Here is a 21567-nt window from a genome sequence, read left to right as displayed (position 1 = left end):
CCACGGGCCGTGCCGGCCTGGCTGGTTCGCCACCGGATCACCCCGCCCGGTTGAAAGTCGAAAACGTCACGAGGCAGGTCTCCTGGCTCGCACTGCGCCGACAAGAATGCCAGCTGGATGGCGCCTTCCCGCGCGTGCGCAGTGGCTGTGCCGATCCGTTCCAGTGCCTACAGTTGCGGGGGCAGCCGCGGCATCGACCGCGTTCCCGTCTTAGCTCCGGCCAACGCCGGAGAACCTCGAAGCGGCAAGGCTACGCAGAGCCTGCCTTGCGGTCAACCGCCGCCGCCATTGACGCAAGGTTCGCCCCATGATTTGCTAGCGCACTGCGTTCAGGTGCCCCCTTGGGGTGAAACGGGAAACCGGTGCGTCACGCGTCTCTTTGCAAGAGGCCGGACAATGCCGGTGCTGCCCCCGCAACGGTAAGCGAGTGAAGCGTCTTGACCACTGTGCCCGTCGACACGGCATGGGAAGGTGACGCCAACAACGGAGCCCCGCTCCACCTCGCCAGCCCGGAGACCGGCCTGACGCCACATGAACACCCCGCGGTGGGCGGGCGCTGTCGCATACCTGGGCGAGCTTCGCCCGGGGTCGCCGCGCTTGCCCGTTGCCCCAATGCCCGACAAAAGCAACAGCAGAGGAACGCGTCATGCCCATCACCAGCACGAAACACAGCATCGCCACCCCCGTCAGCCTCAGCCAGCGCATGATCATCGCCATCGGTGCCAGCCTGCTCGGCCTGTGCCTGGTCTACTTCGCCGGTTTCTCGCACATCGAGGCGGTGCACAACGCCGCTCATGATACCCGCCACAGCGCCGCCTTCCCCTGCCACTGAGTACGCCCGCATGATCACGCGCATCGCCCGTACCGCGGGCTTCAGCGGGCTGCTGGCCGCCCTGCTGTTGACCCTGCTGCAAAGCTTCTGGGTCGCTCCGCTGATTCTCCAGGCGGAAACCTACGAGAACGCCGCCCCCGCCGCCGAACACCACGCGCATGGCGAGGCCGCCGCGCCCCACGAACATGAGCACAGCGCCGAAGCCTGGGCGCCGGAGGATGGCTGGCAGCGTGTGCTGTCCACCACCGGCGGCAACCTGGTAGTGGCGGTAGGCTTCGCCCTGATCCTTGCCGCGCTGTACAGCCTGCGCGAGCCTGGCCGTGTCAGCACCGGCGCGCTCTGGGGCCTGGCCGGTTTCGCCGTGTTCTGCCTGGCCCCGACCCTGGGCCTGCCACCCGAACTACCTGGCACTGCCGCCGCCGACCTTGGCCAACGCCAGACCTGGTGGGTCGCTACCGCCGCTGCAACCGCAGCAGGTTTGGCATTGCTGGTGTTCGCCCGTCACTGGCTGCTCAAGGTGATCGGCGTCGCCCTGCTGGTCATCCCCCATGTCATCGGCGCGCCGCAACCGCCCGTGCATGAGAGCCTGGCGCCGGAAGCCCTCGAAGCGCAGTTCAAGATCGCCTCCTGGCTGACCAACGCCGCCTTCTGGCTGGCGCTGGGCCTGCTCAGCGCCTGGCTCTACCGTCGCTCCAGCCACGCTTGATGTCCCTGCATCCCGCTCAGCCGGCGTTGTACGCCGGCTTTGGCTGCCGTCGCGGCTGCCCGGTCGAGACACTCTCGGTGCTGCTGCGCCAGACCCTGACCCTTCACGCCTTGCCCCTTTCCTGCCTGCGCGGCATCGCCAGCATCACGCCCAAGGCGCGTGAGCCCGGCTTGCTGGCGCTGGCTGAGCGCCTGGGGTTGCCGTTCATCTGCTTCGATGCCCCACATCTGCTCGGTTTCGAAGCGCAGCTCACCCAGCGCTCCGCCGTCGCCTACGCCCAGACCGGCTGCTGGGGCGTAGCCGAAAGCGCGGCACTGGCCCTGGCCGGCCAGGCATTCACGCCGCCACGCCTGCACATCCCGAAACAGACCCTGGCTGGCGCCACCCTGGCCCTGGCCATCGGCGGATAATCCGCCCTCCCACCTGCAAGGAATTCCCATGACGGTCTACTTCATCGGCGCCGGCCCCGGCGACCCGGAACTGATCACGGTGAAGGGCCAGCGCCTGATCCGCCAGTGCCCGGTGATCATCTATGCCGGCTCCCTGGTGCCTCCCGCCGTGCTCGAAGGGCACACCGCCCAGACCGTGATCAACAGCGCCGAACTGCATCTGGAGCAGATCGTCGAGGCCATGCGCCAGGCCCACGCCGCTGGCCACGATGTGGCTCGGGTGCACAGCGGCGACCCCAGCCTGTACGGCGCCATCGGCGAGCAGATTCGCCACCTGCGCGAGCTGGCCATCGATTACCAGATCGTGCCGGGCGTCACCGCGACCGCTGCCAGCGCCGCCCTGCTGGGGTGCGAACTGACCCTGCCCGACGTGGCGCAAACCGTGATTCTCACCCGCTACGGCGACAGCTCGCCGATGCCACCCGGGGAGCAGTTGGCCGACCTGGCCCGGCACCGCAGCACCTTGGCCATCCATCTGGGGGTCAAGCACCTCGCCCGAATCGTCACCGAACTGTTGCCCCACTACGGCGCCGACTGCCCTGTCGCGGTGGTGCACCGCGCCACATGGCCGGACCAGGACTGGGCCAAGGGCACTCTGGCGGATATCGTCGAGCGCGTAGCGGCCAAAGGCTTCCGGCGCACAGCGCTGATCCTCGTCGGCCATGTACTGGGGGATGCCCCCTTCGCCGATTCGGCCCTTTACCGCGCCGGGCACGCCCACCTCTACCGGCCCGGCCCATGAGCCATTTGCCGCCACCCCTCACGTCGTAGCACACTGGGGCTTTCACGCCTACTGGAAACCCCAACATGCTCGAACTACGCCCCAACTGTGAGTGCTGTGACCGTGACCTGCCAGCCGAAAGCCCGGACGCGCTGATCTGCTCCTTCGAATGCACGTTCTGCCGCGCGTGCAATGATCGGCATTTCCACCACCAGTGCCCCAACTGCGGTGGCCAGCTCGTCTCGCGGCCGACCCGTACCGGCAAGGCGCTGGACAACAACCCTGCCTCCACCCAGCGAGTGATCAAAAAGCACTCAGCCTGCGCCTGACCCCCTTCCCAGACAGCTTCAACGGAGGTGTGCCCAGCCTCCTTTTGTAGGACTTTTCAACAAAATAGCTGCGCATAATCAACACACCTATACTCGCCTATTACCAAGGATCCTGAATCCCCGTAAGGTGCGCGCTGCCTACAGCTGACCCGCGAAACGACTTTCGAACGGAAACAGGAAGCGGGTCCACATCAACAGGAGTTCCCCATGACATCCGTGCTGTTGGTCGATGACCACCACATTGTCCGGCTGGCCGTGCGCATGCTGCTTGAAAAAGAGCGATTCACCATCGTCGGTGAAACCGGCAAAGGCAAAGAAGCCGCGCGCCTGGCCGCGGAAACGAAGGCCGAGGTGGTAATTCTCGACATCGGCCTGCCCGACCTCGACGGCATGGAAGTGATCAAGCGCCTTAAGCTGCTCGTGCCCGCGCCCCGGATCATGGCCCTCACCGGCCAACCCGCCGACCTCTACGTGCGCCGCTGCATGGATGCCGGCATCAGTGCATTCGTCAACAAGGACGAGGATCTCGACGCCCTGCTCTTCGCCCTCAAGGCACTGGTCAAGGGCTACTCGACCTTCCCGCAGATGGCGGTCAACAGCAACACCCTGGACAGCGAGAAAGAGCGCCTGGGCAGTCTGTCCAACCGCGAAATGGAAGTGCTGCGCCGCCTCTGCGCCGGGCAGAGCAACAAGCTGATCGGCCAGCAGATGAACCTCAGCGCCAAGACCATCAGCACCTACCGCGGCCGGATTCTGGAAAAGCTCAAGGCCGAGTCGCTGGTGGAAATGGTCGACCTGGCCAAACGCAACAACGTGGCCTGACCGATGATCGGGCGCACCCTGCCGTGCGTGCTGCTGGCCGCACTGCTGTCGTTGTCCGCTGCGGCGCAATCCCCCAGCGAAAGCCGCCATTTGCTGGCACGCGCCCTGAGCGCAGCACAACCACTGGCGCTCGATGCGCACGATCGCCAGTGGCTCGCCGCGCGCAAGACGCTGGTGCTCGGCAGTTCGCGCCCCGACTACCCACCGTTCGACATCAACACCAGCCAAGCCGACTACGAAGGACTGAGCGCCGACTACGCCGGCCTGATCGCCGAGCAGTTGGGCGTCCCCATCGAGATCCGTCGTTATAGCAATCGCGCGCAGGCCATCGCCGCATTGCGCAGCAGCGAGATCGACTTGCTGGGCACCTCCAATGCCTTCGAGGCCAACGATGCCGAGCTCGCCCTCAGCCAGCCCTACGCCGACGACCTGGCGGTGATCGTGTCGCGCCAGCGCGCCGCCCTGGGCGAGGACGATGCCCTGGCCGGGCGCAAGCTGGCCATGGTCGACCATTACCTGCCCCTGCAGGCCGTGAAAAAGCTCTATCCCCGCGCCCACGTCACGCTCTATCGCTCAACGCTGGCCGGTATCGCCGCGGTGGCACTGGGCCAGGCCGACGCCTACCTGGGCGATGCGATCAGCAGCGACTACATGATTGCCAAGGGTTTCCAGGGCATGGTCAAGGTCGACCACTTCGTCAAAGTACCAGTCAGCACCTTCGCCTTTGCCCTGGCTCGCGACAACGCGCGCCTGCTACGCCTGGTGGACACGGCCCTCAGCCGTGTCGCCGACAGCGAGCGGCTGAACATCCTGCGGCGCTGGACCAGCGGCAGCACCAGCCTGTTGCTCGACCGCCGGCTGGACGCGCTCACCGCCGAGGAGCGCAGCTGGATCGCCAGCCACCCGACCATTCGGGTGATGATCAACACGACCCTGGCGCCCTTGAGCTTCACCGACAGCCAGCAGCAACCACGCGGCATCGCCCTGGACCTGCTGCAGCGTATCAGCCTGCGCACCGGCCTGAACTTCCAGATCGTCGAGTCCGAGTCGTTCGAGGACATGGTCGAGGCCACCGCCCAGGGCAAGGTCGACATGATCGGCGCCATCGGCTATGGCAACGACCGCGCCCAGCGTCTGCGCTACACCCGCCCGTACATGATCAGCCCGCGCGTCCTGGTGATGCGCCAGGACGCCGCGCCGTTACCTGCGAACCAGCCCCTGAGCAGCCAGCGCGTAGCGCTGCTGCGTGGCTCGCCGCTGACCAAGGAGCTGCTGCGCGAATCCCCCAGCATGCGTGTATATGAAGCGGAGAACCCCCTGCAACTCATGGAGGCCGTGGCCAATGGCGACGCCGACGTGGCCGTGAGCTCGCAGGTCAACGCCGTCTACTTCATCAACCAGGTGTTCAAGGGCCGCCTGCGGGTCGCCGGGCTGCAGGGCGATGAACCGGCACTCGCCGCCTTTGCCGTGAACCCCGCACTGCCCCAACTGCAGGGCATCCTCGACAAGGCCCTGTTAAGCATCCCGCCTGACGAGCAGGAGCAACTGGTCAACCGCTGGCGCACCAACGCCGTGGTCAGCGACAGCCCCTGGCGCAACTACCGCACACTGGCGCTTCAGGTGCTGGTGCTGGCCGGTGTGCTGCTGGCGGGCGTGGTGTTCTGGAACACTTACCTGCGCAAACTGATCCACCAGCGCACCGACGCCGAACGCGCCCTGCAGCAACAGCTTGCGCTCAGCCGCGGGCTGCTCGAACAGTTGCGCCAGGCGAAAAACGACGCCGAACAGGCCAGCCAGGCGAAAAGTACCTTCCTGGCGGTCATGAGCCACGAAATCCGCACCCCGATGAACGCGGTGATCGGCTTGCTGGAACTGGCCCTGGAGGACAGTCGTCGTGGCCACAGCGACACCCAGGCGCTGGAAACCGCCCACGGGTCGGCAATCGGCCTGCTCGACCTGATCGGCGATGTACTCGATATCTCGCGCATCGAGTCCGGGCACATGACCTTGCAACCGGTGGCCACCGACTTGACCGGCCTGGTCAAGGCCACCATTCGGGTCTTCGAGGGCAATGCCAGGCTCAAGGGCCTGCAACTGCACGCGACATTGCCCGACGCGCCGTGCTGGGTATGCGTCGACCCCCTGCGCTTCAAGCAAGTGCTGTCGAACCTGTTGAGCAATGCCACCAAGTTCACCGATCAAGGGCAGATCGATGTCACGCTGACGACGAACACCCTCGGCAAGCCTGGCCTTCAAGTGGCGTTGCAGGTGAAGGATACCGGCAAGGGCATCAGCGCCAGCGACCAGGCCAGGCTGTTCAGCGCCTTCTCCCAGGTCGGAAGCCAACAGGCCCGCCAGGGCGCCGGTCTGGGCCTGGTGATCAGCCGCAACCTGTGCGAACTCATGGGGGGCGAACTTACCCTGCAGAGCATCGAAGGCCTGGGCACCCAAGTCGATGTCCACCTCAGGCTGGCAAGCGCCAGTGCTCCGGTAACCGAATCCCCCGCGAAAATCGTGTCCTCGTCCATGAACGGCCCGCTGCACATACTGGTGGTGGATGACTATCCCGCCAACCTGCTGCTGCTCGACAAACAGTTGCGTTCGCTCGGCCACCGTGTGGCGCTGGCCGACCAGGGCGAGGCGGCTCTGGCGTTGTGGCAGGCGAACCGCTTCGATGTGGTGATCACCGACTGCAGCATGCCCATGATGGATGGCCATGAGCTGACCCACCGGATTCGTGGCTTGGAACATCAAGGCAAGTTGCCTGCCTGCTACATCATCGGCGTCACCGCCAATGCCCAGGCCGAGGAACGCCAGCGCTGCCTGGAAAGCGGCATGGACGAGTGCCTGTTCAAACCCATCGGGCTACAGACGCTCAAGGCTGCCCTGGCGCCTATCGGCGCCATTACACCGGCGCTGGAGCAAGCCCCGCCGCGCGCCAGCGGATTCGACCTGGAACTATTGCGCCACCTCACCCAGGACGATACGCAACTGACCCGCCGCCTGCTCCAACAATTGGCGCAAAGCAACGGCGAAGACCTGCAGGCCCTGCATGCCTTGGGCGCGGAACCCAGGCCAGCAGCCCTGACGCTATTGGTGCATCGAATCAAGGGTGGCGCCAGGATGCTCAAGGTCAGGGCCGTGGTCCAGGATTGTGAAACACTCGAGCAGGCCATTGCCCAGCATCAGCCGCTGGCCCCGGCGCTCGAACGTCTGCGAGACAGCCTGCAGAACCTGGAGCGCGAGCTGCACGATGGCCTCAGTGCAATTGCAGAGTCGAGCTGATCTGGCTGATGGCCTCCACTACGTGGCGCGAGCCCTGCTGGATCTCCATGATCACCGTGCCCGCTTCGTTGGCCAACTCCACGCCGAGCCCCGTACGGGTCAGGCTCGACTGCATGCTGGCGACCGCCGTCAATGACAGGTCGTGGTTCTGCCGCACCACGTCGACGATTTCCAGGGTCGCCTTGCTGGTGCGCGCGGCCAGGCTGCGCACCTCGTCCGCCACCACGGCGAAGCCACGCCCATGGTCGCCTGCGCGCGCCGCTTCGATCGCCGCATTGAGCGCCAGCAGGTTGGTCTGGTCGGCGATGCCACGGATGGTCAGGACAATCTGCCCGATCACCTCGGACTGCTTGCTCACCGCGTCGATGCTGCGTGCGGCCTCGTTGAGCTCGGCGGAAATCTGCTCGATGACCGCCACCGTCTGCTGCACCACCTGTGTACCTTTGCGCGCACAGGCGTCGGTCTGCACGGAGCTGGCGTGGGCGGCGTCGGCGGCGGTCTGCTGGGTGCTGACCTGGTGGGTGATGTCGCTGGCGAACTTCACCACTTTGTACAGCCGGCCCTTGTTGTCGAAGATCGGGTTGTAGGAGGCTTCCAGGTACACCGTCTGGCCCTGCTTGTTGACCCGCTCGAAGCGGTGCGAGTGGTACTCGCCACGGTTGAGCGAGGCCCAGAAGTCACGGTATTGGGCCGACTCGCGCTCGTGGGGCAAGCAGAACAGCCCGTGATGGCGCCCCACCACCTCTTCCAGGCGATAGCCCATGGTGTCGAGGAAATTCTGGTTGGCCTTGATCACCCGCCCGGCCGGGGTGAACTCGACCACCGCCATGGAGCGGCCGATGGCCTTGAGCAGGCTTTCGCTCTCGTGCTCCTCGATCACGTGGCGGGTAATGTCGGAGGCAACCTTGATCACGCTGGTGACCTGCTGGCGCGCGTCGAGCACCGGCATGTAGCTGGCTTCCAGCCACACCTCGCGCCCGGCCTTGTCCAGGCGTTCGAAGGTGCCGCTGATGGCCTTGCCCTGACCGAGCTCGTGCCACAGCTGCTGGTACTCGGCGCTCTTGGCGTAGGTGGGGTCGCAGAACAACCGGTGGTGCTTGCCGCGGATCTCGTCGGCGCTGTAGCCCATCGTCTGGCAGAAATGGTCGTTGGCATCGAGGATGGTGCCGTCGGGCGCGAACTCGATCATGGCCATGGAACGGCTGATTGCGGCAAGCTTCGCTTCCATGCCGGCCAGGGCCTGGCGGGCGCGTTGGATCTCGACCAGATCGGACTTACGATGGTACTCGAACATGGGCCAGGACTCCTTGTGTCGACGGGATGTTCCTGAGCATAGATCGGCGTTTTAGGCGTGCAAGCGATCTGCTATCACTTTGGAATTAAGCATGTGTGGCCGTTTATCCGAAGGGGCTGGTGTAGGGGCTTTGGCCGCGATGCAGACAACGCAGTTCTGGTACCCGCTTCGCGAATGATCGCGGCTGAAGCCGCTCCTACCGAGATCGTGCCAAATCAATGAATTGTGTTTTGTTCCATAAGACCCGACTTTGCCTTCACCGATCTGCCTCAAGAACTTTCCCGCACCACCAGCTCGAACCCCATGTCCTGCTGCTCGACCCCTACCCGCTTGCCGTCGAGCAACGCCAGCAACGCCTGCGCTGCCCCTCGCCCGACAGCAGCCCGCGGCGTACGGATCGAGGTGAGTGGCGGTACCATGTAGGCCGAGGCCGGCAGGTCATTGAAACCGACCATCGCCACCTGTCGAGGCACCTCGATACCTTCGCGCAAGGCCTGCAGCACGGCCCCCTGCGCCAGGTCGTCGTTGCAGAAGAAGATACCGTCCACATCGGGCGCCCGCGCCAGCAGCTTGCTGAACAAGGCGCCCCCCAGTCCGATCGACGACGGCAGCGGATCCAGCACTTCAAGCTCCGGCGCCTGCAAGCCAGCATCGCCCAACGCCTGACGGAAGCCCTCGGCCCGCTGCATCACCCGAGGGTCGAGCTGGGCGGCAATGAACGCCAGGCGCCGCCGCCCACGTTCTATCAGGTGCCGCGCGGCGGCCCGTCCGGCCTCATGCTGGGAAAACCCCACCGACAGCGCCCCCTGCTCCCCCCCCAACTCCATCATGTGCACGCACGGCACGCCACTGGCGGCCAGCATCTGCCGCGACGCCTCGCTGCGGTCAAAACCGGTGAGCAACATGCCGCAGGGTTGGTAGGCAAGGTAGTTGCGGATCAGGTTCTCTTCCTCGGCGATATCGTAGTGATAGTTGCCGATCAGCACTTCCAGCCCGCGCGGGCGCATCACTTCGTGAATGGCCTCGAGGGTATCGATGAACAGCTGGTTGGACAGCGACGGAATCAGCACCACCACCGACTGGCTGCGCGCCGAGGCCAGCGCCCGTGCCGCGGGGTTGGCGACATAGCCCAGGCTGGCCGCGGCGGCCTTGACCTTCTCCACCAGCTCAGGCGCGACCGTGCTGACGCCACGCAGGGCACGGGAGGCGGTGATGGGGGAAACCCCGGAAAGCCTGGCGACTTCCGCCAGGGTGGGACGACCAGTGGTGCGCGAGCCGATGCGAGACATGAGTGTTGTAATTTTACTACTTGCAGGAATGGGGAACGGTCACTAAGGTAGCGCTGTCTCAGGACGCAGGCAATGCAATCTTGGTAGCAGCCGTGTGCGATGCGTCCATACTGCCTAGGACAAGATCAATAACACCCGGGAGGGTGGCGCTAGCGGGTTTGGCCCGCCTTCACCAAGACAGCGCTACCTCACCCAGCAGGAGGTACAGATGAACCCTTCCCTGTCCGCACTTGTGGTCATGGGCGTGGCTGGTTGCGGCAAAAGCTCGATCGGTGCCGCCATTGCCGCCCACAGCGGCGGCCGCCTGATCGAAGGCGACGCCTTCCACCCCGCCGAGAACATCCGCAAGATGAGTGCCGGCATCCCCCTGGACGACAACGACCGCGCCGGCTGGCTGGTACGCCTGGGCGAGGAGCTGCAAGCCACCATCGCCGCAGGCGAACGGCCCATCCTGACCTGCTCCGCGCTCAAGCGCCGTTACCGCGACACGCTACGCACTGCCGTACCTGCGCTGGGCTTCGTGTTCCTCGAGCTCACCCCCCAGGAAGCGGAAAAACGCGTGCTCGCCCGCCCCGGCCACTTCATGCCGGCCAGCCTGATCGAAAGCCAGTTCGCCGCCCTAGAACCCCCGCACGGCGAGCCCCTGACCCTGGCCCTGGACGCCACCCGCCCGGTTGCGGCCCTCGCCGAATCCGTGGATGCCTGGCTAAAGCCTTGCGGTGAGCGGGCCCTGGCGCGAACCGCCTGACCCGGTGGTTTTCCGGCTCACCAAAGACAGCGCTGTCTCGACGACTGATCTCAGCTGACGCTGCACCTACGTACCACCAAAACAACAACGACAAGACCGAGGCTTACGAACCATGTTCGGACTGGCTACTGATACCTACCTGCTGCTCGACGCGATGGTCACCATCGTCGCGCTGATCCTGCTGATCACCCATTTCAAGGTCCACCCTTTCGTTGCCCTCACCCTGGCTGCGGGCTTTCTCGGCCTGACCTCCGGCATGCCGGTGGCCAAGGTGATGAAGTCGTTCCAGGATGGCTTCGGCGGCGTGCTCGGCTTCGTCGGCATCGTCCTGGCCCTGGGCACCATGCTGGGTAAGCTGATGGCCGACTCCGGCGGCGCCGACCAGATCGCCCAGACGCTGATCCGCGCCTTCGGCAAACAGAAAGTGCACTGGGCCATGATGTTCGCCGCCTTCCTGGTGGGCATCCCGCTGTTCTTCGAGATCGGCTTCGTGTTGCTGATCCCGCTGGTGTTCATCGTCGCCCGCCGATCCGGCGTGTCGCTGGTGAAGATCGGCATCCCGCTGCTGGCCGGGCTGTCCGTGGTCCACGGCCTGGTGCCACCGCACCCGGGCCCGCTGCTGGCCATCGGCATCTTCCACGCCGACATTGGCAAGACCATCTTCTACGGCCTGCTGGTGGCGCTGCCCACCGCGGTGATCGCTGGCCCCCTGTTCGGTAACTTCATCTCGCGCTACATCCCCGGCAACCCCTCGCAGGAGCTGATGGACCAGATCGCCCGCGAGTCGAACCAGAACAACCTGCCCAGCTTCAGCGTGACCCTGCTCACCGTGCTGCTGCCGGTGGCGCTGATGCTGCTCAAGACCTTCGCCGACGTGGTGCTGCCGGCCGAGCATATCGTGCGCCAGTGGATGGACCTGATCGGCCACCCGATCACCGCGCTGCTGGCTGCCCTGCTGCTGGCCTTCTACACCTTCGGCTCGGCCCGTGGCTTCAACCGCCAGCAGATCATGAAGATGCTTGACCAGAGCCTGGCCCCCACCGCTGCGATCGTGTTGATCGTCGGTGCCGGTGGCGGCTTCAAGCAGATGCTGGTGGATACTGGCGTGGGCAACGTGATCGGGCAGATGGCCGTGCAGGCGCAGATCTCGCCGATCCTGCTGGCCTGGCTGGTGGCGGCGGTGATCCGTATCGCCACCGGCTCCGCCACCGTGGCCACCATCACCGGCGCCGGCATCGTCGCCCCGGTGATCGACCTGGTCCCCGGCGTGAACCGCGAACTGCTGGTGCTGGCCACCGGCGCCGGCTCGCTGATCCTGTCCCACGTCAACGACGCCGGTTTCTGGTTGGTCAAGCAGTACTTCAACATGACCGTGGCCGAAACCTTCAAGACCTGGAGCATGATGGAGACCATTCTCTCGGTGGTCGGCATCATCTTCATCATGTTGCTGTCGATGGTGGTCTGACCGTCCATCGGGGTGATCGCACCTTGTCGACATGGATGTGGCCCAAGTGAAAACGAGGCCCTGCGCTGGCAGGGCCTTTTTCTTGCTGTTGCACAGGAGCCTGCCCCGATGAAACCTTATTTCCTGCTGGCCGCCCTGCTCGTCTCCCCCCTGGCCCTGGCGGTCGGTACCGGTACCACCTACCCGGACGACCCCCACAGCCCAGCGCCGCAGCCCGGCGTCGACAGCACCCTCAACCCCATCGAAAAGCCCATGCCACGGGATACCGACCCACGGATCCAGGGCAGCGACCCGGAAAGCCCCGCGGCGCGGCAGAACGATGAGCGTGACTTGCCGGGGATGGGTGACAGCGGCTCGGAGGGGATGGGGCGCGAGGGTGCCAGCGGCAAGCCTTGAAAACCCGCTTCGCCGGCAAGCCGGCAAAGCGGGCCGCAAGGCCTCACCACTGGCGCTTGTCCGGTCGCGTCAGCCCGAGCTTCTCGATCTTGTAGCGCAGCATGTCCCGCGACAACCCCAGCAAGCGGGCCGACTTGGTGACGTTCCAGTCGGTGCGGTCGAGGGTACGGCAGACCATGTCGCGCTCCATGTCCGGCAGGCTGCCGGTCGCCTCCGGCTCATGGCGCGGGATGTCGTATACAGGTATCGGCGCAGGCGGGGCCAGCGGCTCATCCACCAAGGCCATGCACAGGTTCAACTGATGCGCGCCGATCACCTCGTTCGGTGCCAGCAGCACGGTCTGCTCGAGCATGTTGCGCAATTCGCGCACATTGCCCGGCCAGCTGTAGCCCAGCATCAAGGCCTCGGCTTCGGCGGAGAAGCGCAGGCCCGGCTTGCCATAGCGCCGGCCATGATGGGCGAGGAAATGCCGAGCCAGGCGCAGGATGTCCTGGCCCCGGGCATACAGCCGCGGCACTTTCAGAGCGATGATGCGCAGGCGGAAGAACAGGTCGCGGCGGAACTTGCCCTGCTGCACCATCTGCTCCAGGTTGCAGTTGGTCGCGCTGATCACCCGCAGGTCGACCTTGCGCTCCTTCACCGCGCCGATACGGCGGATGCTGCGATCTTCCAGCAGCTTGAGCAGCTTGGCCTGGAGCACCAGGTCCATCTCGCCGATCTCGTCGAGGAACAAAGTGCCGCCGTCCGCCGCCTCCACCAGCCCTACGCGGCGCTCCTTGGCATCGGTGAACGCCCCCTTCTCATGCCCGAACAGCTCCGCCTCGAGCAGGTTGGCCGGGATCGACGCGCAGTTGAACTCGATGAACGGCCCCTTGGCGCGGCAGCCGTCGAAATGCAGGGCCCGCGCCACCAGCTCCTTGCCAGTACCGGTCTCGCCCTCCACCAGCACCGGTGGCAGGTCGTCGCTGGCCATGCGCCGCTCGGCATCGAGCAACTGGCGCAGGGTGTGCTTGAGGTCGAGCATCGCCGGCGACTCGCCGATCAGCGCCTGCAAGCCAGACTTCTGCGCCTCGCGCTCCTGGTAGAACGACAGCGTGCGCTCCAGGCGCTCGGTGGCCAGGGCCTTGTCCAGCATCAGCTTGAGCTCGGCCAGCACCACCGGTTTGGTGAGGTAGTGGAAAGCCCCCTCCTTCATGGCCTGCACCGCGTCCTCGACGTTGCCGTAGCCGGTCATCATGATCACCTTGAGCTCCGGAGCCTGGGCAACCAGGGTGCGCAGCAGGTCGTGCCCGCTCATGCCGGGCAACGAGTTGTCGGTGAGCACGGCGTCGGGCCGGGCGCGCTGGATCTGCTCCAGGGCAAGCTCGGCACTGCAACACACCGTGACTTCGAAGCCCTTCAGGCTCAGGTAGGTGCGAATGTTGTCGGCAAGGATGTCGTCATCCTCGACCACCAGGATGCTGTGTTCCATGGTCCCCTCCCGCTGCAATATTGAAAGTCAGGCTGACGCGGGTTCCTTCCTCGATGCGGCTGCTCAGTTCGACCGAGCCGCCAAAGCGTTCCATGATGCGTTTGACCAGGGCCAGGCCCACCCCCAGACCGCCCTGCTTGGTGGTGAAGAACGGCTTGAACACCATGCGCCGCTGCTGCTCGGTCATGCCTTGGCCGGTGTCGCTGAGCACCAGTTGCGCCTGCCCGCTTTCCAGCACCTGGACCTCGGCGCACAGCTGCCCGCCGCTGGGCATGGCTTCCAGGGCATTGGCGAACAGGCTGTTGAGAATCTGGGTCAGTTGCAGCGGCTGGCTGGCGACCCACTGTTCGGAAGGCCCCTGTAGCCTGAACCGCACGGCATTGCGCTCGATCTGCGGGGCGAAGGCCTGGCGTGTGTCTTCAAGGGCGGCCATCAGGTCCACCGCCTCCGGCTCATCGCTGACCGGGCGCAGCGACACCAGCAGGTCGCGCACCCAACGCGACATGCGGTCGACCTGGGTGATGATGTCGGTGATGTTGCGCAGCGCCTGCGGGCTGGCGATATCCTGTGCGAGTTCGGCGCTGGAACGGATGTTGGCCAACGGGTTGCGCAGGCTGTGGGCCACCGCCGAGGACATCTCGCCCAGGGCGGCATAGGTTTCGCTGGCCACCAGGCGGTCCTGCTGGTGGTGCAGCATGCTGGCGGCGCGGCGCACAATCCAGAACAGGCCCAGGTAGATCAGTGCGCCGCCCACCAGGGTGGACGCCCAGATCAGCACGTAGCCACGCTGGATTCGCCGCACCAGGTCCTGGGGCTCCTTGTAGATCTCGACCATCGCCAGTACCCGCTCACCCTGGCTATCGAACAGCGGGATGTAGTTCTCGATGAACAGGTGCCTGGGCTCGCGCTGGAACTTCTGCTCCTCGCGGTCTTCATCGGCCTTGTGATAGCTGGCCGAAACGGCCTTGCGCGAGCTGAAGGCCTGATCGAGGTCGTCGTCCTCGTCGATGTGCTTGCCAATCAACTGCGGGTTGGTCGACCAGACCACGATGCGATCACGGGCGTAGACATTGGCCAGCAGCGTGTCGGGCAAGTGCTCCACATGGTCGAGGAACTCCACCCGGGTCGACTCCGCCAACGGGGCGCCGAACTGCAGGTGTTGCTGGTCCAGCCGAGGGTCGATCAGCTCGCCCATGGTGGTGCCTGGCGGCAGCTGAGAGTGACGGACCTCGGCCTGGGCCATGGCCTGGATGAACTGGGCAGTCAGCATGGCGTCGCGCTCGACGCTATCGCGCACCACGAAGCGGGTCGACACATAGCCCAGGCCACCGGCCACCGATGCGATGATCAGCAGGCTGACCAGGGAGAACCAGCGCAGCAGGTTGAATTCGTGCAACGGCACGGCCCTCTCAACCAAGGGGCCAAGGGTGCTGTCAGGGGTTTCGTTCTCCAGCGTCTGCATAGCTTCGTTCCCGCCTGGACGCCTGTTTGGGGCCACCCGTTCCAACGAGGTGGCGATGGTGCCCCTGGCGGCACTGCCGCGTGGGGTCACTGATAGGTCGCAGCAAAAAATCAGCCAAAAATACTTTTCGTATAAAAAACATAGAGTTGCATTAATTTATTAATTTCATTTATAGAAAAATTCCCCACATACGGGAAATAAATGAAAAATATAAAATCACTAAAAATCATGAATTTAACAAACATAATTCATGTTTTACATCACTCGGAAGCCAACCTGAAACTCAGCGACACCCTCGTGCCGGAACCGGGGTAACTGCTCAAGCGTACCGATCCCCCGAAACGCTCCATGATCCGCTTCACCAGCATCAGCCCCACGCCCAGGCCACCTTGCTTGGTGGAAAAGAACGGTCGGAAGGCCATGCGCTGCTGCCGTTCGCTCATCCCCTTGCCGGTATCGGAAAGGCGCAAGGTCAGGCTGCGTCGATCCCGCCGAATCACTTCGACACGCAGGTCGCCCCCCTGGCCCATCGACTCCAGGGCATTGGCGATGAGGCTGTTGAAGATCTGCACAAGCAGCGCTGGCTGTCCCAATACGCGCACGCCAGGCAGTTCAGGCAAGTGCACCTGTACCCGCCCCCTGCTCAGGGGCGCGGCGAAGGCCTGGACGCTTTCCTGCAACACCTGCCCCAGGTCCACCGGTACCGCTTCGTCATTGAGTGGGCGTAGCGACTGCAGCAGCTCCCGCACCCACTGCGACATGCGGTCGACCTGGTTGATGATGTCGTTGACGTGCCGCTGCGCCGGCCCCTCGTCGAAGGCCTGGGCCAGTTCAGCGCTTGAGCGGATGCTCGCCAACGGGTTGCGCAGGCTATGGGCCACCGCCGACGATACCTCGCCCAGCGCCACGAAGGTTTCATTACCGATCAGCCGCTTCTGTTGCACCGCCATGATCCGCGCGGCCCGGCGCATGATGCCGTACAGCCCGATGTAGACCATGCCAGCCCCCACGCTGATGGCCAGCCAGATCAGTATCAGGCCATGCTCGATACGCACGATCAGATCGTGGGGCTCCTTGTAGATTTCCACCATGGCCGTGACCTGCTCGCCGTCGGCATCGAACAGCGGGATGTAGTTCTCGATGAACAGCTTCTCCGGCGGCGTGATGAACTTCTGCTCGCTACGCACCTGGTCGAAGTCGTGATAGCTGGCCGACACGCGCATCTTGTATTCGAAGGCCTGGTCGAGGTCGTCGTCGGCGTTTATCAGCTTGCCGATCAGCGCTGGATTGCTCGACCAGATCACCGTGCGGTCAGGCGAGTAGATATTGGCCAGGAGCATGTCCGGCAGGTGGGCGATATGGTCGAGGAACTCACCCCTGGCTTTGCGCCGGGCCTCGGGGTCGACGTCCGGCAATGTCGGGTCGAGGCGTGGGTCGAGCAGCTCGCCCATGGTGCGCACATTGGGGATCGACACGTGGCGCACTTCGGCATCGGCGATGGAGGTGATGAACTGGGCAGTGAGCAGCGCGTCACGCTCGACGCTCTCGTCGATGATGTAGCGGCTGGAGATCAGCCCCAGCCCAACGGCCACTGAAACGATGAACGCCAGGCTGACCCAGGCGTACCAGCGCAACAGGTCGAACGGCCGCCGCGCCGCGCTGGCCTCGGTGGCGGGAATCAGTGTGTCGGGACGAGGGGCGAGGTCCATGGCGGGCTCCGCGGCTGGGCACCATCTACAGGTTATAGCCCAGAGTTGGGGAAAACTGGGGGAAGCCTGTCGCCTCGCCCCGTCGGGCTCAGTGAAAATCGCGGCTGCGCACCTCCAGCCCCTGCAGCAACGGGCTGATATCCTCCAGCCGTCGGGCAATCAGGTGGCGCACGCCACTTTCCTGCTCCAGCCGCCCGCTGACCTTGAGCAAGCGTGCCCCCACCAACGCCCGCCGCTGGCGCTCGGCCAGGTCGCGCCAGACCACCACGTTCACCATGCCGTGCTCATCCTCGAGGGTGACGAAGGTCACGCCACTGGCCGTCTGCGGCCGCTGGCGCCCGACCACCAGCCCGGCCACGGCGATGTTGTCGCCGTCCTCGACAACCGCCAGTTCCCCTGAGCTGCGACAGCCCAGTGCCCGCAGGCGCGAACGCAGCAGGGTCAACGGGTGGGGGCCGAGGGTGGTGCCCAGGGTGTCGTAGTCGGCATGCAGGTCCTGCGCCGCGCTAGGTGCCGGCAACGTCACCGCCGGCTCCGGGGCCGGCTCGGCCTGGGCGAACAACGGCAGCTGCGCTTGCACCGCCGCCACCTGCCAGCGCGCCTGGTGACGGTTGCCGGCCAGCGCCCGCAGCGCCCCGGCATCGGCCAGGCGGCCACGGGCGCGGCTGTCGAGCCCGGCGCGCAGGCACAGGTCCTCGACATCGCGCCAGGGCCGCTGCGCCCGCGCCTGCTCCAGGCGCTGGCCATCCGTCTCGCTGAAGCCCCGTACCTGGCGCAACCCCAGGCGGATGGCCAGGTCGCCCTCGCCCACCGGCTCCAGGGTGCAGTCCCAGGCACTGTGCAACACATCCACCGGGCGCACCTCGATGCCCTGCCGACGCGCTTCCTGCAACAGCTGGTCGGGGCTGTAGAAGCCCATGGGCCAGCTGTTGACCAGCGCGCAGGTGAAGATCGCCGGCTGATGGCATTTCAGCCAACTGCTGGCATAGCACAGCAGGGCGAAGCTGGCGGCGTGGGACTCGGGAAAACCGTAGCTGCCGAAGCCTTTGATCTGCTCGAAGATGCGCTCGGCAAACGCCAGCTCATAACCGTTGCGCAGCATGCCCGAAACCAGCCGTTGCCGATGCGGTTCAAGACCACCATGGCGTTTCCAGGCGGCCATGCTGCGGCGCAGTTGGTCGGCCTCACCGGGGGTGTAGTCGGCGGCTACCATGGCCAGTTCCATCACCTGCTCCTGGAACAGCGGCACACCCAAGGTGCGCTGGAACACCTCGCGGAGCTTTTCCGACGGGTAGGTTACCGGTTCCTGCTTGAGGCGACGACGTAAATACGGGTGGACCATGTCGCCCTGGATCGGCCCCGGGCGTACGATCGCCACCTCGATCACCAGGTCGTAGAAGTTCTCCGGGCGCAACCTGGGCAGCATGGCCATCTGCGCCCGCGACTCGATCTGGAACACCCCCATGGTCTCGGCGCGGCCAATCATCGCGTAGGTGGCCGGATCGGCCGATGGGATCGTGGCGAGCGTGAGCTCAAGCCCCCGATGCCGGTACAGCAGGTCGAAACAGCGACGCAGGGCACTGAGCATACCAAGGGCAAGCACGTCGACCTTGAGCAGGCCGACCATGTCCAGGTCGTCCTTGTCCCACTGGATCACCGTGCGCGCCTCCATCGTTGCGTTCTCCACCGGTACCAACTGGTCGAGGGGCTGCTCGCTGATGACGAAGCCACCGGGGTGCTGCGACAGGTGCCGGGGGAAACCGATCAGCTCGCCGGCCAGCACCAGGATGCGCCGCAACGATGGGCTCTGCCCATCGAAGCCGGCCTCGGCCAGGCGTTCATGGTCGGGGATACGGTCGCTCCAGCGCCCACAGCACTTGGCCAGGGCGTCCACCTGGTCGGCTGGCAGCCCCAGCGCCCGTGCCACGTCGCGCACCGCGCCGGCGGCGTGGTAGCTGCTGACCACGGCGGTGAGCGCGGCCCGGTGCCGGCCATAGCGGCTGAACACGTACTGGATCACTTCTTCGCGGCGCTCGTGCTCGAAGTCCACGTCGATGTCCGGCGGTTCGTTGCGTTCGCGGGACAGGAAGCGTTCGAACAGCAGGCGGTGCACCATGGGGTCGAGCTCGGTGATGCCCAGTACGAAGCACACCACCGAGTTGGCCGCCGACCCCCGCCCCTGGCACAGGATGCGCTGGCGGCGGGCGAACGCGACGATGTCGTGGACGGTGAGGAAGTAGCTTTCGTAGCCCAGTTCCTCGATCAGCGTCAGCTCCTTGTCCAGCACCGCGCGCACCTTGTCGCTCGGGCCGTCGGGCCAGCGCCCGGGCAGGCCTTGCTCGCACAGCGTCCTCAGCCAGCTGGCGGGGCTGTGCCCTTCTGGCACCAGCTCGCGGGGGTACTGGTACTTCAGTTGTGAGAGATCGAAGGTGCACAGTCGAGCGACATTCAGCGTCTCATCCAGCAATGGCGCGGGGTACAACTCCCGTAACTGGGCGAGCGGGCGCAGGTGGCGCTCACCGTTGGCGAACAGCAAGCCACCCGCCTCGGCCACGGTGCAATGGGCACGGATGGCGGTCATGCAATCCTGCAGGGCGCGGCGGCCACGGGCATGCATGTGCACGTCGCCGCAGGCCACCAGCGGCACGTCGAAACGCAGGCCCTGCGCCTGCAGCCCCGCCAGCCGGGCCGGGTCGTCGGCACCACGGTGCAGGTGCGCGGCCAACCACAGGCGCTCGCCAAACAGCGTGCGCAACCATGCCCCGGTTTCCCCTGCGTCACCAGGGGCGGCGACCCACAACGCCAGCAGGCCCTGGTGATGGGCGGCGAGATCCTCGCCGAGCAACTGGTAACTGCCCTTGCGTGCCCGGCGCCGGGCGCGGGTGATCAGGGCGCACAGGTTCTGGTAGCCGCGCAGGTCCTGCACCAGCAGCACCAGCTTGGGGCCCTGATGCAGCTGCACCTCACTGCCGATGATCAGCCGCACCCCATGCGTCTTGGCGGCCTGCCAGGCCCGGACGATGCCGGCCAGGGTGCACTCGTCGGTGATCGCCAGGGCTTGGTAGCCCTGCTCACGGGCCCGTCGGAACAGTTCATCGGCGCTGGAGGCGCCGCGCTGGAAACTGAAATTCGATAGGCAGTGCAGCTCGGCATAGCCTGGCGTGTTCATGCGAACCAGCCCTGCAACCACAGTGGCCCGGGCTGGGCCAGGTCGCGGTAGGCCCAGCCGCGCAGGCCGTCGCGGGTCTCGATGCGATAGTAGTCACGGCGCACGTCGCCGCCATCCCACCAGCCAGACTCGATGCGCTCGGCCTGGCTTAACAGGCGCAAACCCATATCGGGCAAGGCCCGTGGCTCCGGTAGTAACCAACCAGGGCGGCTGCCCGGGGCGACGACCAGTCGGCCCGCGCCCTCCTGCCAGGTTCCTCGCCAGGCGCATTCGGGGCGATGATCGGCCTCGGCGCGCAGGCCCTTGACCGCTTCGTCGCCCAGCCGCGCCCGTAACCGTTCGCGCAACTGCTCCCAGGGCTGGGCCTGTTGGGCACGTTGGTCGAACAAGGCCCGATGCTGGGGCACGAAAGCCGGCAGGTCCGCGGCGACCAGGCGCAGGTTGCGCACAGGGGCCGGGATGCGCAGCGGCTCCAGCCGCCCCCGGACCAGTTCGAAGAGCATCGCCGCGTCGCGCTCGGCGGCCAGCAGGCCGACCATGAGCCGCGTGTCCGGGCCTTCGGCGTGCTCCAGGTGCAGCTCGAAACGCTGCACGCCGCAATCCCGCCCGGCCAGGAAGGCGGCCAGGTCGGTGACCAGGCGGCGCAGGGGGAACAGCAGCGCCTGGTGTGATTCGACATCGAAGTTCAGCTCCAGCCGCGCCTCGAAACGGTCGGGCGGCTGGTAGAAGCCCAGCCCCAGTGTGCGCAGGCCGAGCAACTGGTCCAGGTGCACCTGCACTTGGCCGCTGAAGCGCCTGGCCAGCGCTTCGCGCGGCAGCGCGAGCACCTCCCCCAGCCGCCGCAGGCCCATGCGCGCCAGGGCGGTGCTGGCCTCGGACGGCAGGCCGGCACGATCGATGGGCAGGTTCGACACAGCGGCGCGGGTTTCATCAGGGCTGGCCACGGCTAGACCGTCATGAACGTTGGCGAGCATGCGCGCGGCCACTGGATTGCTGGCCAGCACGATGCGCTGACGCAGCCCCAAGGCGGCCAGCTCCTGGCGCAACTGCGCCTCGAACAGCGGCCAGGGCCCGAACAACTGCAAGCTCGAGCCTACTTCCAGCAACAGTGCGCGAGGGTAATGCAGGCTGACCTGGGCGCTGAAGCGATAGGCCCAGGCGGCCAGCAACTGCTGCAGCTGCTCGATACGTGCCGGTTCGACCTCGACGCAAGTGAAACCATCGGCCAGGGCGCGGGCGGCGGTCAGGGTCTGCCCGGCACGCAGGCCCAGCTGGCTGGCGGCCGGGTTGACCGCACGCAGCACGCGGCGCTGGGCCGGCCCGTCGATCAAGACCAGCGGTGTGTCGGGGTCGTCACGCTCGCGCAGGACAGTGTCCAGCGCCAGCTGCGGCAGCAGGATGCAGGCCCAGAGCATGATGC

16 protein-coding genes, 2 pseudogenes and 2 riboswitches are annotated in these 21567 nt (G+C 65.8%); of the genes and pseudogenes, 10 read left to right on the top strand and 8 right to left on the bottom strand.

Annotated elements, in window-relative coordinates:
• Positions 1–55: 55 nt before the first annotated feature.
• Positions 56–254: riboswitch (cobalamin riboswitch) on the bottom strand.
• Between the two features lie 60 nt (positions 255–314).
• Positions 315–539: riboswitch (cobalamin riboswitch) on the top strand.
• Between the two features lie 107 nt (positions 540–646).
• The 7 genes from IM733_RS05190 (at position 647) to IM733_RS05160 (ending at position 7144) form a co-directional block, all read left to right on the top strand.
• Entirely contained in the window at positions 647–832 is a 186-nt protein-coding gene (locus IM733_RS05190) for a CbtB domain-containing protein (protein WP_248919850.1), read from the top strand.
• Between the two features lie 10 nt (positions 833–842).
• Positions 843–1538, top strand: coding sequence for a CbtA family protein (locus tag IM733_RS05185; protein WP_248919849.1), 696 nt, complete (start codon positions 843–845; stop codon positions 1536–1538).
• Positions 1538–1948 (top strand): cobalamin biosynthesis protein, encoded by a 411-nt coding sequence (locus IM733_RS05180; RefSeq protein WP_248919848.1) that lies wholly within the window; start codon positions 1538–1540, stop codon positions 1946–1948. The genes IM733_RS05185 and IM733_RS05180 overlap by 1 nt, the downstream gene beginning before the upstream one ends.
• Positions 1949–1976: 28 nt before the next feature.
• A complete protein-coding gene (cobM, locus tag IM733_RS05175; RefSeq protein ID WP_248919847.1) occupies positions 1977–2729 on the top strand; it encodes a precorrin-4 C(11)-methyltransferase in 753 nt (250 codons plus the stop codon).
• Positions 2730–2794: 65 nt separating this feature from the next.
• On the top strand, positions 2795–3037 hold the full coding sequence (locus IM733_RS05170) for a DUF1272 domain-containing protein (protein WP_248919846.1): 243 nt from the start codon (positions 2795–2797) through the stop codon (positions 3035–3037).
• A 207-nt stretch (positions 3038–3244) separates the two neighbouring features.
• Entirely contained in the window at positions 3245–3859 is a 615-nt protein-coding gene (locus IM733_RS05165) for a response regulator transcription factor (RefSeq protein ID WP_248919845.1), read from the top strand.
• Between the two features lie 6 nt (positions 3860–3865).
• Positions 3866–7144: a transporter substrate-binding domain-containing protein gene (locus IM733_RS05160; RefSeq protein ID WP_432760412.1), complete on the top strand. Its 3279-nt coding sequence runs from the start codon at positions 3866–3868 to the stop codon at positions 7142–7144.
• Here the strand turns inward: IM733_RS05160 and IM733_RS25640 are convergent.
• The 3 genes and pseudogenes from IM733_RS25640 to IM733_RS05150 form a co-directional block, all read right to left on the bottom strand.
• A pseudogene (locus IM733_RS25640) lies at positions 7119–7553 on the bottom strand (methyl-accepting chemotaxis protein); the annotation flags it as partial. The gene IM733_RS05160 and the pseudogene IM733_RS25640 sit on opposite strands and share 26 nt — an antisense overlap.
• Positions 7554–7655: 102 nt before the next feature.
• Positions 7656–8372 (bottom strand): annotated as a pseudogene (locus tag IM733_RS25635) (PAS domain-containing protein); the annotation flags it as partial.
• Between the two features lie 335 nt (positions 8373–8707).
• Complete coding sequence (locus IM733_RS05150; RefSeq protein WP_248919842.1) at positions 8708–9727, bottom strand: LacI family DNA-binding transcriptional regulator; 1020 nt, start codon at positions 9725–9727, stop codon at positions 8708–8710.
• A 208-nt stretch (positions 9728–9935) separates the two neighbouring features.
• Between IM733_RS05150 and IM733_RS05145 the strand changes: the two genes are divergently transcribed.
• From IM733_RS05145 to IM733_RS05135, 3 genes are all read left to right on the top strand, one after another.
• Entirely contained in the window at positions 9936–10475 is a 540-nt protein-coding gene (locus tag IM733_RS05145) for a gluconokinase (protein ID WP_248919841.1), read from the top strand.
• 112 nt (positions 10476–10587) lie between these two features.
• Positions 10588–11940: a GntP family permease gene (locus tag IM733_RS05140; protein ID WP_248919840.1), complete on the top strand. Its 1353-nt coding sequence runs from the start codon at positions 10588–10590 to the stop codon at positions 11938–11940.
• A 108-nt stretch (positions 11941–12048) separates the two neighbouring features.
• Positions 12049–12336 carry a hypothetical protein gene (locus IM733_RS05135; RefSeq protein ID WP_248919839.1) on the top strand — a complete coding sequence of 96 codons (288 nt, stop codon included), beginning with the start codon at positions 12049–12051 and terminating at the stop codon, positions 12334–12336.
• Between the two features lie 43 nt (positions 12337–12379).
• Here the strand turns inward: IM733_RS05135 and IM733_RS05130 are convergent, their stop codons facing one another.
• The 5 genes from IM733_RS05130 to IM733_RS05110 all read right to left on the bottom strand — a co-directional run bounded on the left by IM733_RS05130 (position 12380) and on the right by IM733_RS05110 (position 21562).
• A complete protein-coding gene (locus tag IM733_RS05130; RefSeq protein ID WP_248919838.1) occupies positions 12380–13807 on the bottom strand; it encodes a sigma-54-dependent transcriptional regulator in 1428 nt (475 codons plus the stop codon).
• Positions 13776–15269, bottom strand: a complete 1494-nt coding sequence (locus IM733_RS05125; protein ID WP_248919837.1) for a sensor histidine kinase — start codon at positions 15267–15269, stop codon at positions 13776–13778. The genes IM733_RS05130 and IM733_RS05125 overlap by 32 nt, the downstream gene beginning before the upstream one ends.
• 260 nt (positions 15270–15529) lie before the next feature.
• Positions 15530–16978, bottom strand: a complete 1449-nt coding sequence (locus IM733_RS05120; RefSeq protein WP_248919836.1) for a sensor histidine kinase — start codon at positions 16976–16978, stop codon at positions 15530–15532.
• An 88-nt stretch (positions 16979–17066) separates the two neighbouring features.
• Complete coding sequence (locus IM733_RS05115) at positions 17067–20147, bottom strand: error-prone DNA polymerase (RefSeq protein ID WP_248919835.1); 3081 nt, start codon at positions 20145–20147, stop codon at positions 17067–17069.
• Positions 20144–21562, bottom strand: coding sequence for a Y-family DNA polymerase (locus IM733_RS05110; RefSeq protein ID WP_248919834.1), 1419 nt, complete (start codon positions 21560–21562; stop codon positions 20144–20146). The genes IM733_RS05115 and IM733_RS05110 overlap by 4 nt, the downstream gene beginning before the upstream one ends.
• Positions 21563–21567: the final 5 nt, after the last annotated feature.

This window comes from Pseudomonas entomophila (assembly GCF_023277925.1).
GTDB classification, from domain to species: Bacteria; Pseudomonadota; Gammaproteobacteria; order Pseudomonadales; family Pseudomonadaceae; genus Aquipseudomonas; species Aquipseudomonas entomophila_D.
Note: the sequence above shows the minus strand (reverse complement) of the source record. Positions and strands in the feature narration are given on the sequence as shown.

Excerpts from the sequence above, each read along its gene's own strand:
- IM733_RS05185 (WP_248919849.1), top strand. The coding sequence starts at position 843 with ATGATCACGCGCATCGCCCGTACCGCGGGCTTCAGCGGGCTGCTGGCC.
- IM733_RS05135 (WP_248919839.1), top strand. The coding sequence starts at position 12,049 with ATGAAACCTTATTTCCTGCTGGCCGCCCTGCTCGTCTCCCCCCTGGCC.
- IM733_RS05130 (WP_248919838.1), bottom strand. The coding sequence starts at position 13,807 with ATGGAACACAGCATCCTGGTGGTCGAGGATGACGACATCCTTGCCGAC.
- IM733_RS05140 (WP_248919840.1), top strand. The coding sequence starts at position 10,588 with ATGTTCGGACTGGCTACTGATACCTACCTGCTGCTCGACGCGATGGTC.
- IM733_RS05115 (WP_248919835.1), bottom strand. The coding sequence starts at position 20,147 with ATGAACACGCCAGGCTATGCCGAGCTGCACTGCCTATCGAATTTCAGT.
- IM733_RS05145 (WP_248919841.1), top strand. The coding sequence starts at position 9,936 with ATGAACCCTTCCCTGTCCGCACTTGTGGTCATGGGCGTGGCTGGTTGC.
- IM733_RS05125 (WP_248919837.1), bottom strand. The coding sequence starts at position 15,269 with ATGCAGACGCTGGAGAACGAAACCCCTGACAGCACCCTTGGCCCCTTG.
- IM733_RS05165 (WP_248919845.1), top strand. The coding sequence starts at position 3,245 with ATGACATCCGTGCTGTTGGTCGATGACCACCACATTGTCCGGCTGGCC.
- IM733_RS05190 (WP_248919850.1), top strand. The coding sequence starts at position 647 with ATGCCCATCACCAGCACGAAACACAGCATCGCCACCCCCGTCAGCCTC.
- IM733_RS05170 (WP_248919846.1), top strand. The coding sequence starts at position 2,795 with ATGCTCGAACTACGCCCCAACTGTGAGTGCTGTGACCGTGACCTGCCA.
- IM733_RS05120 (WP_248919836.1), bottom strand. The coding sequence starts at position 16,978 with ATGGACCTCGCCCCTCGTCCCGACACACTGATTCCCGCCACCGAGGCC.
- IM733_RS05150 (WP_248919842.1), bottom strand. The coding sequence starts at position 9,727 with ATGTCTCGCATCGGCTCGCGCACCACTGGTCGTCCCACCCTGGCGGAA.
- IM733_RS05110 (WP_248919834.1), bottom strand. The coding sequence starts at position 21,562 with ATGCTCTGGGCCTGCATCCTGCTGCCGCAGCTGGCGCTGGACACTGTC.
- cobM (WP_248919847.1), top strand. The coding sequence starts at position 1,977 with ATGACGGTCTACTTCATCGGCGCCGGCCCCGGCGACCCGGAACTGATC.
- IM733_RS05180 (WP_248919848.1), top strand. The coding sequence starts at position 1,538 with ATGTCCCTGCATCCCGCTCAGCCGGCGTTGTACGCCGGCTTTGGCTGC.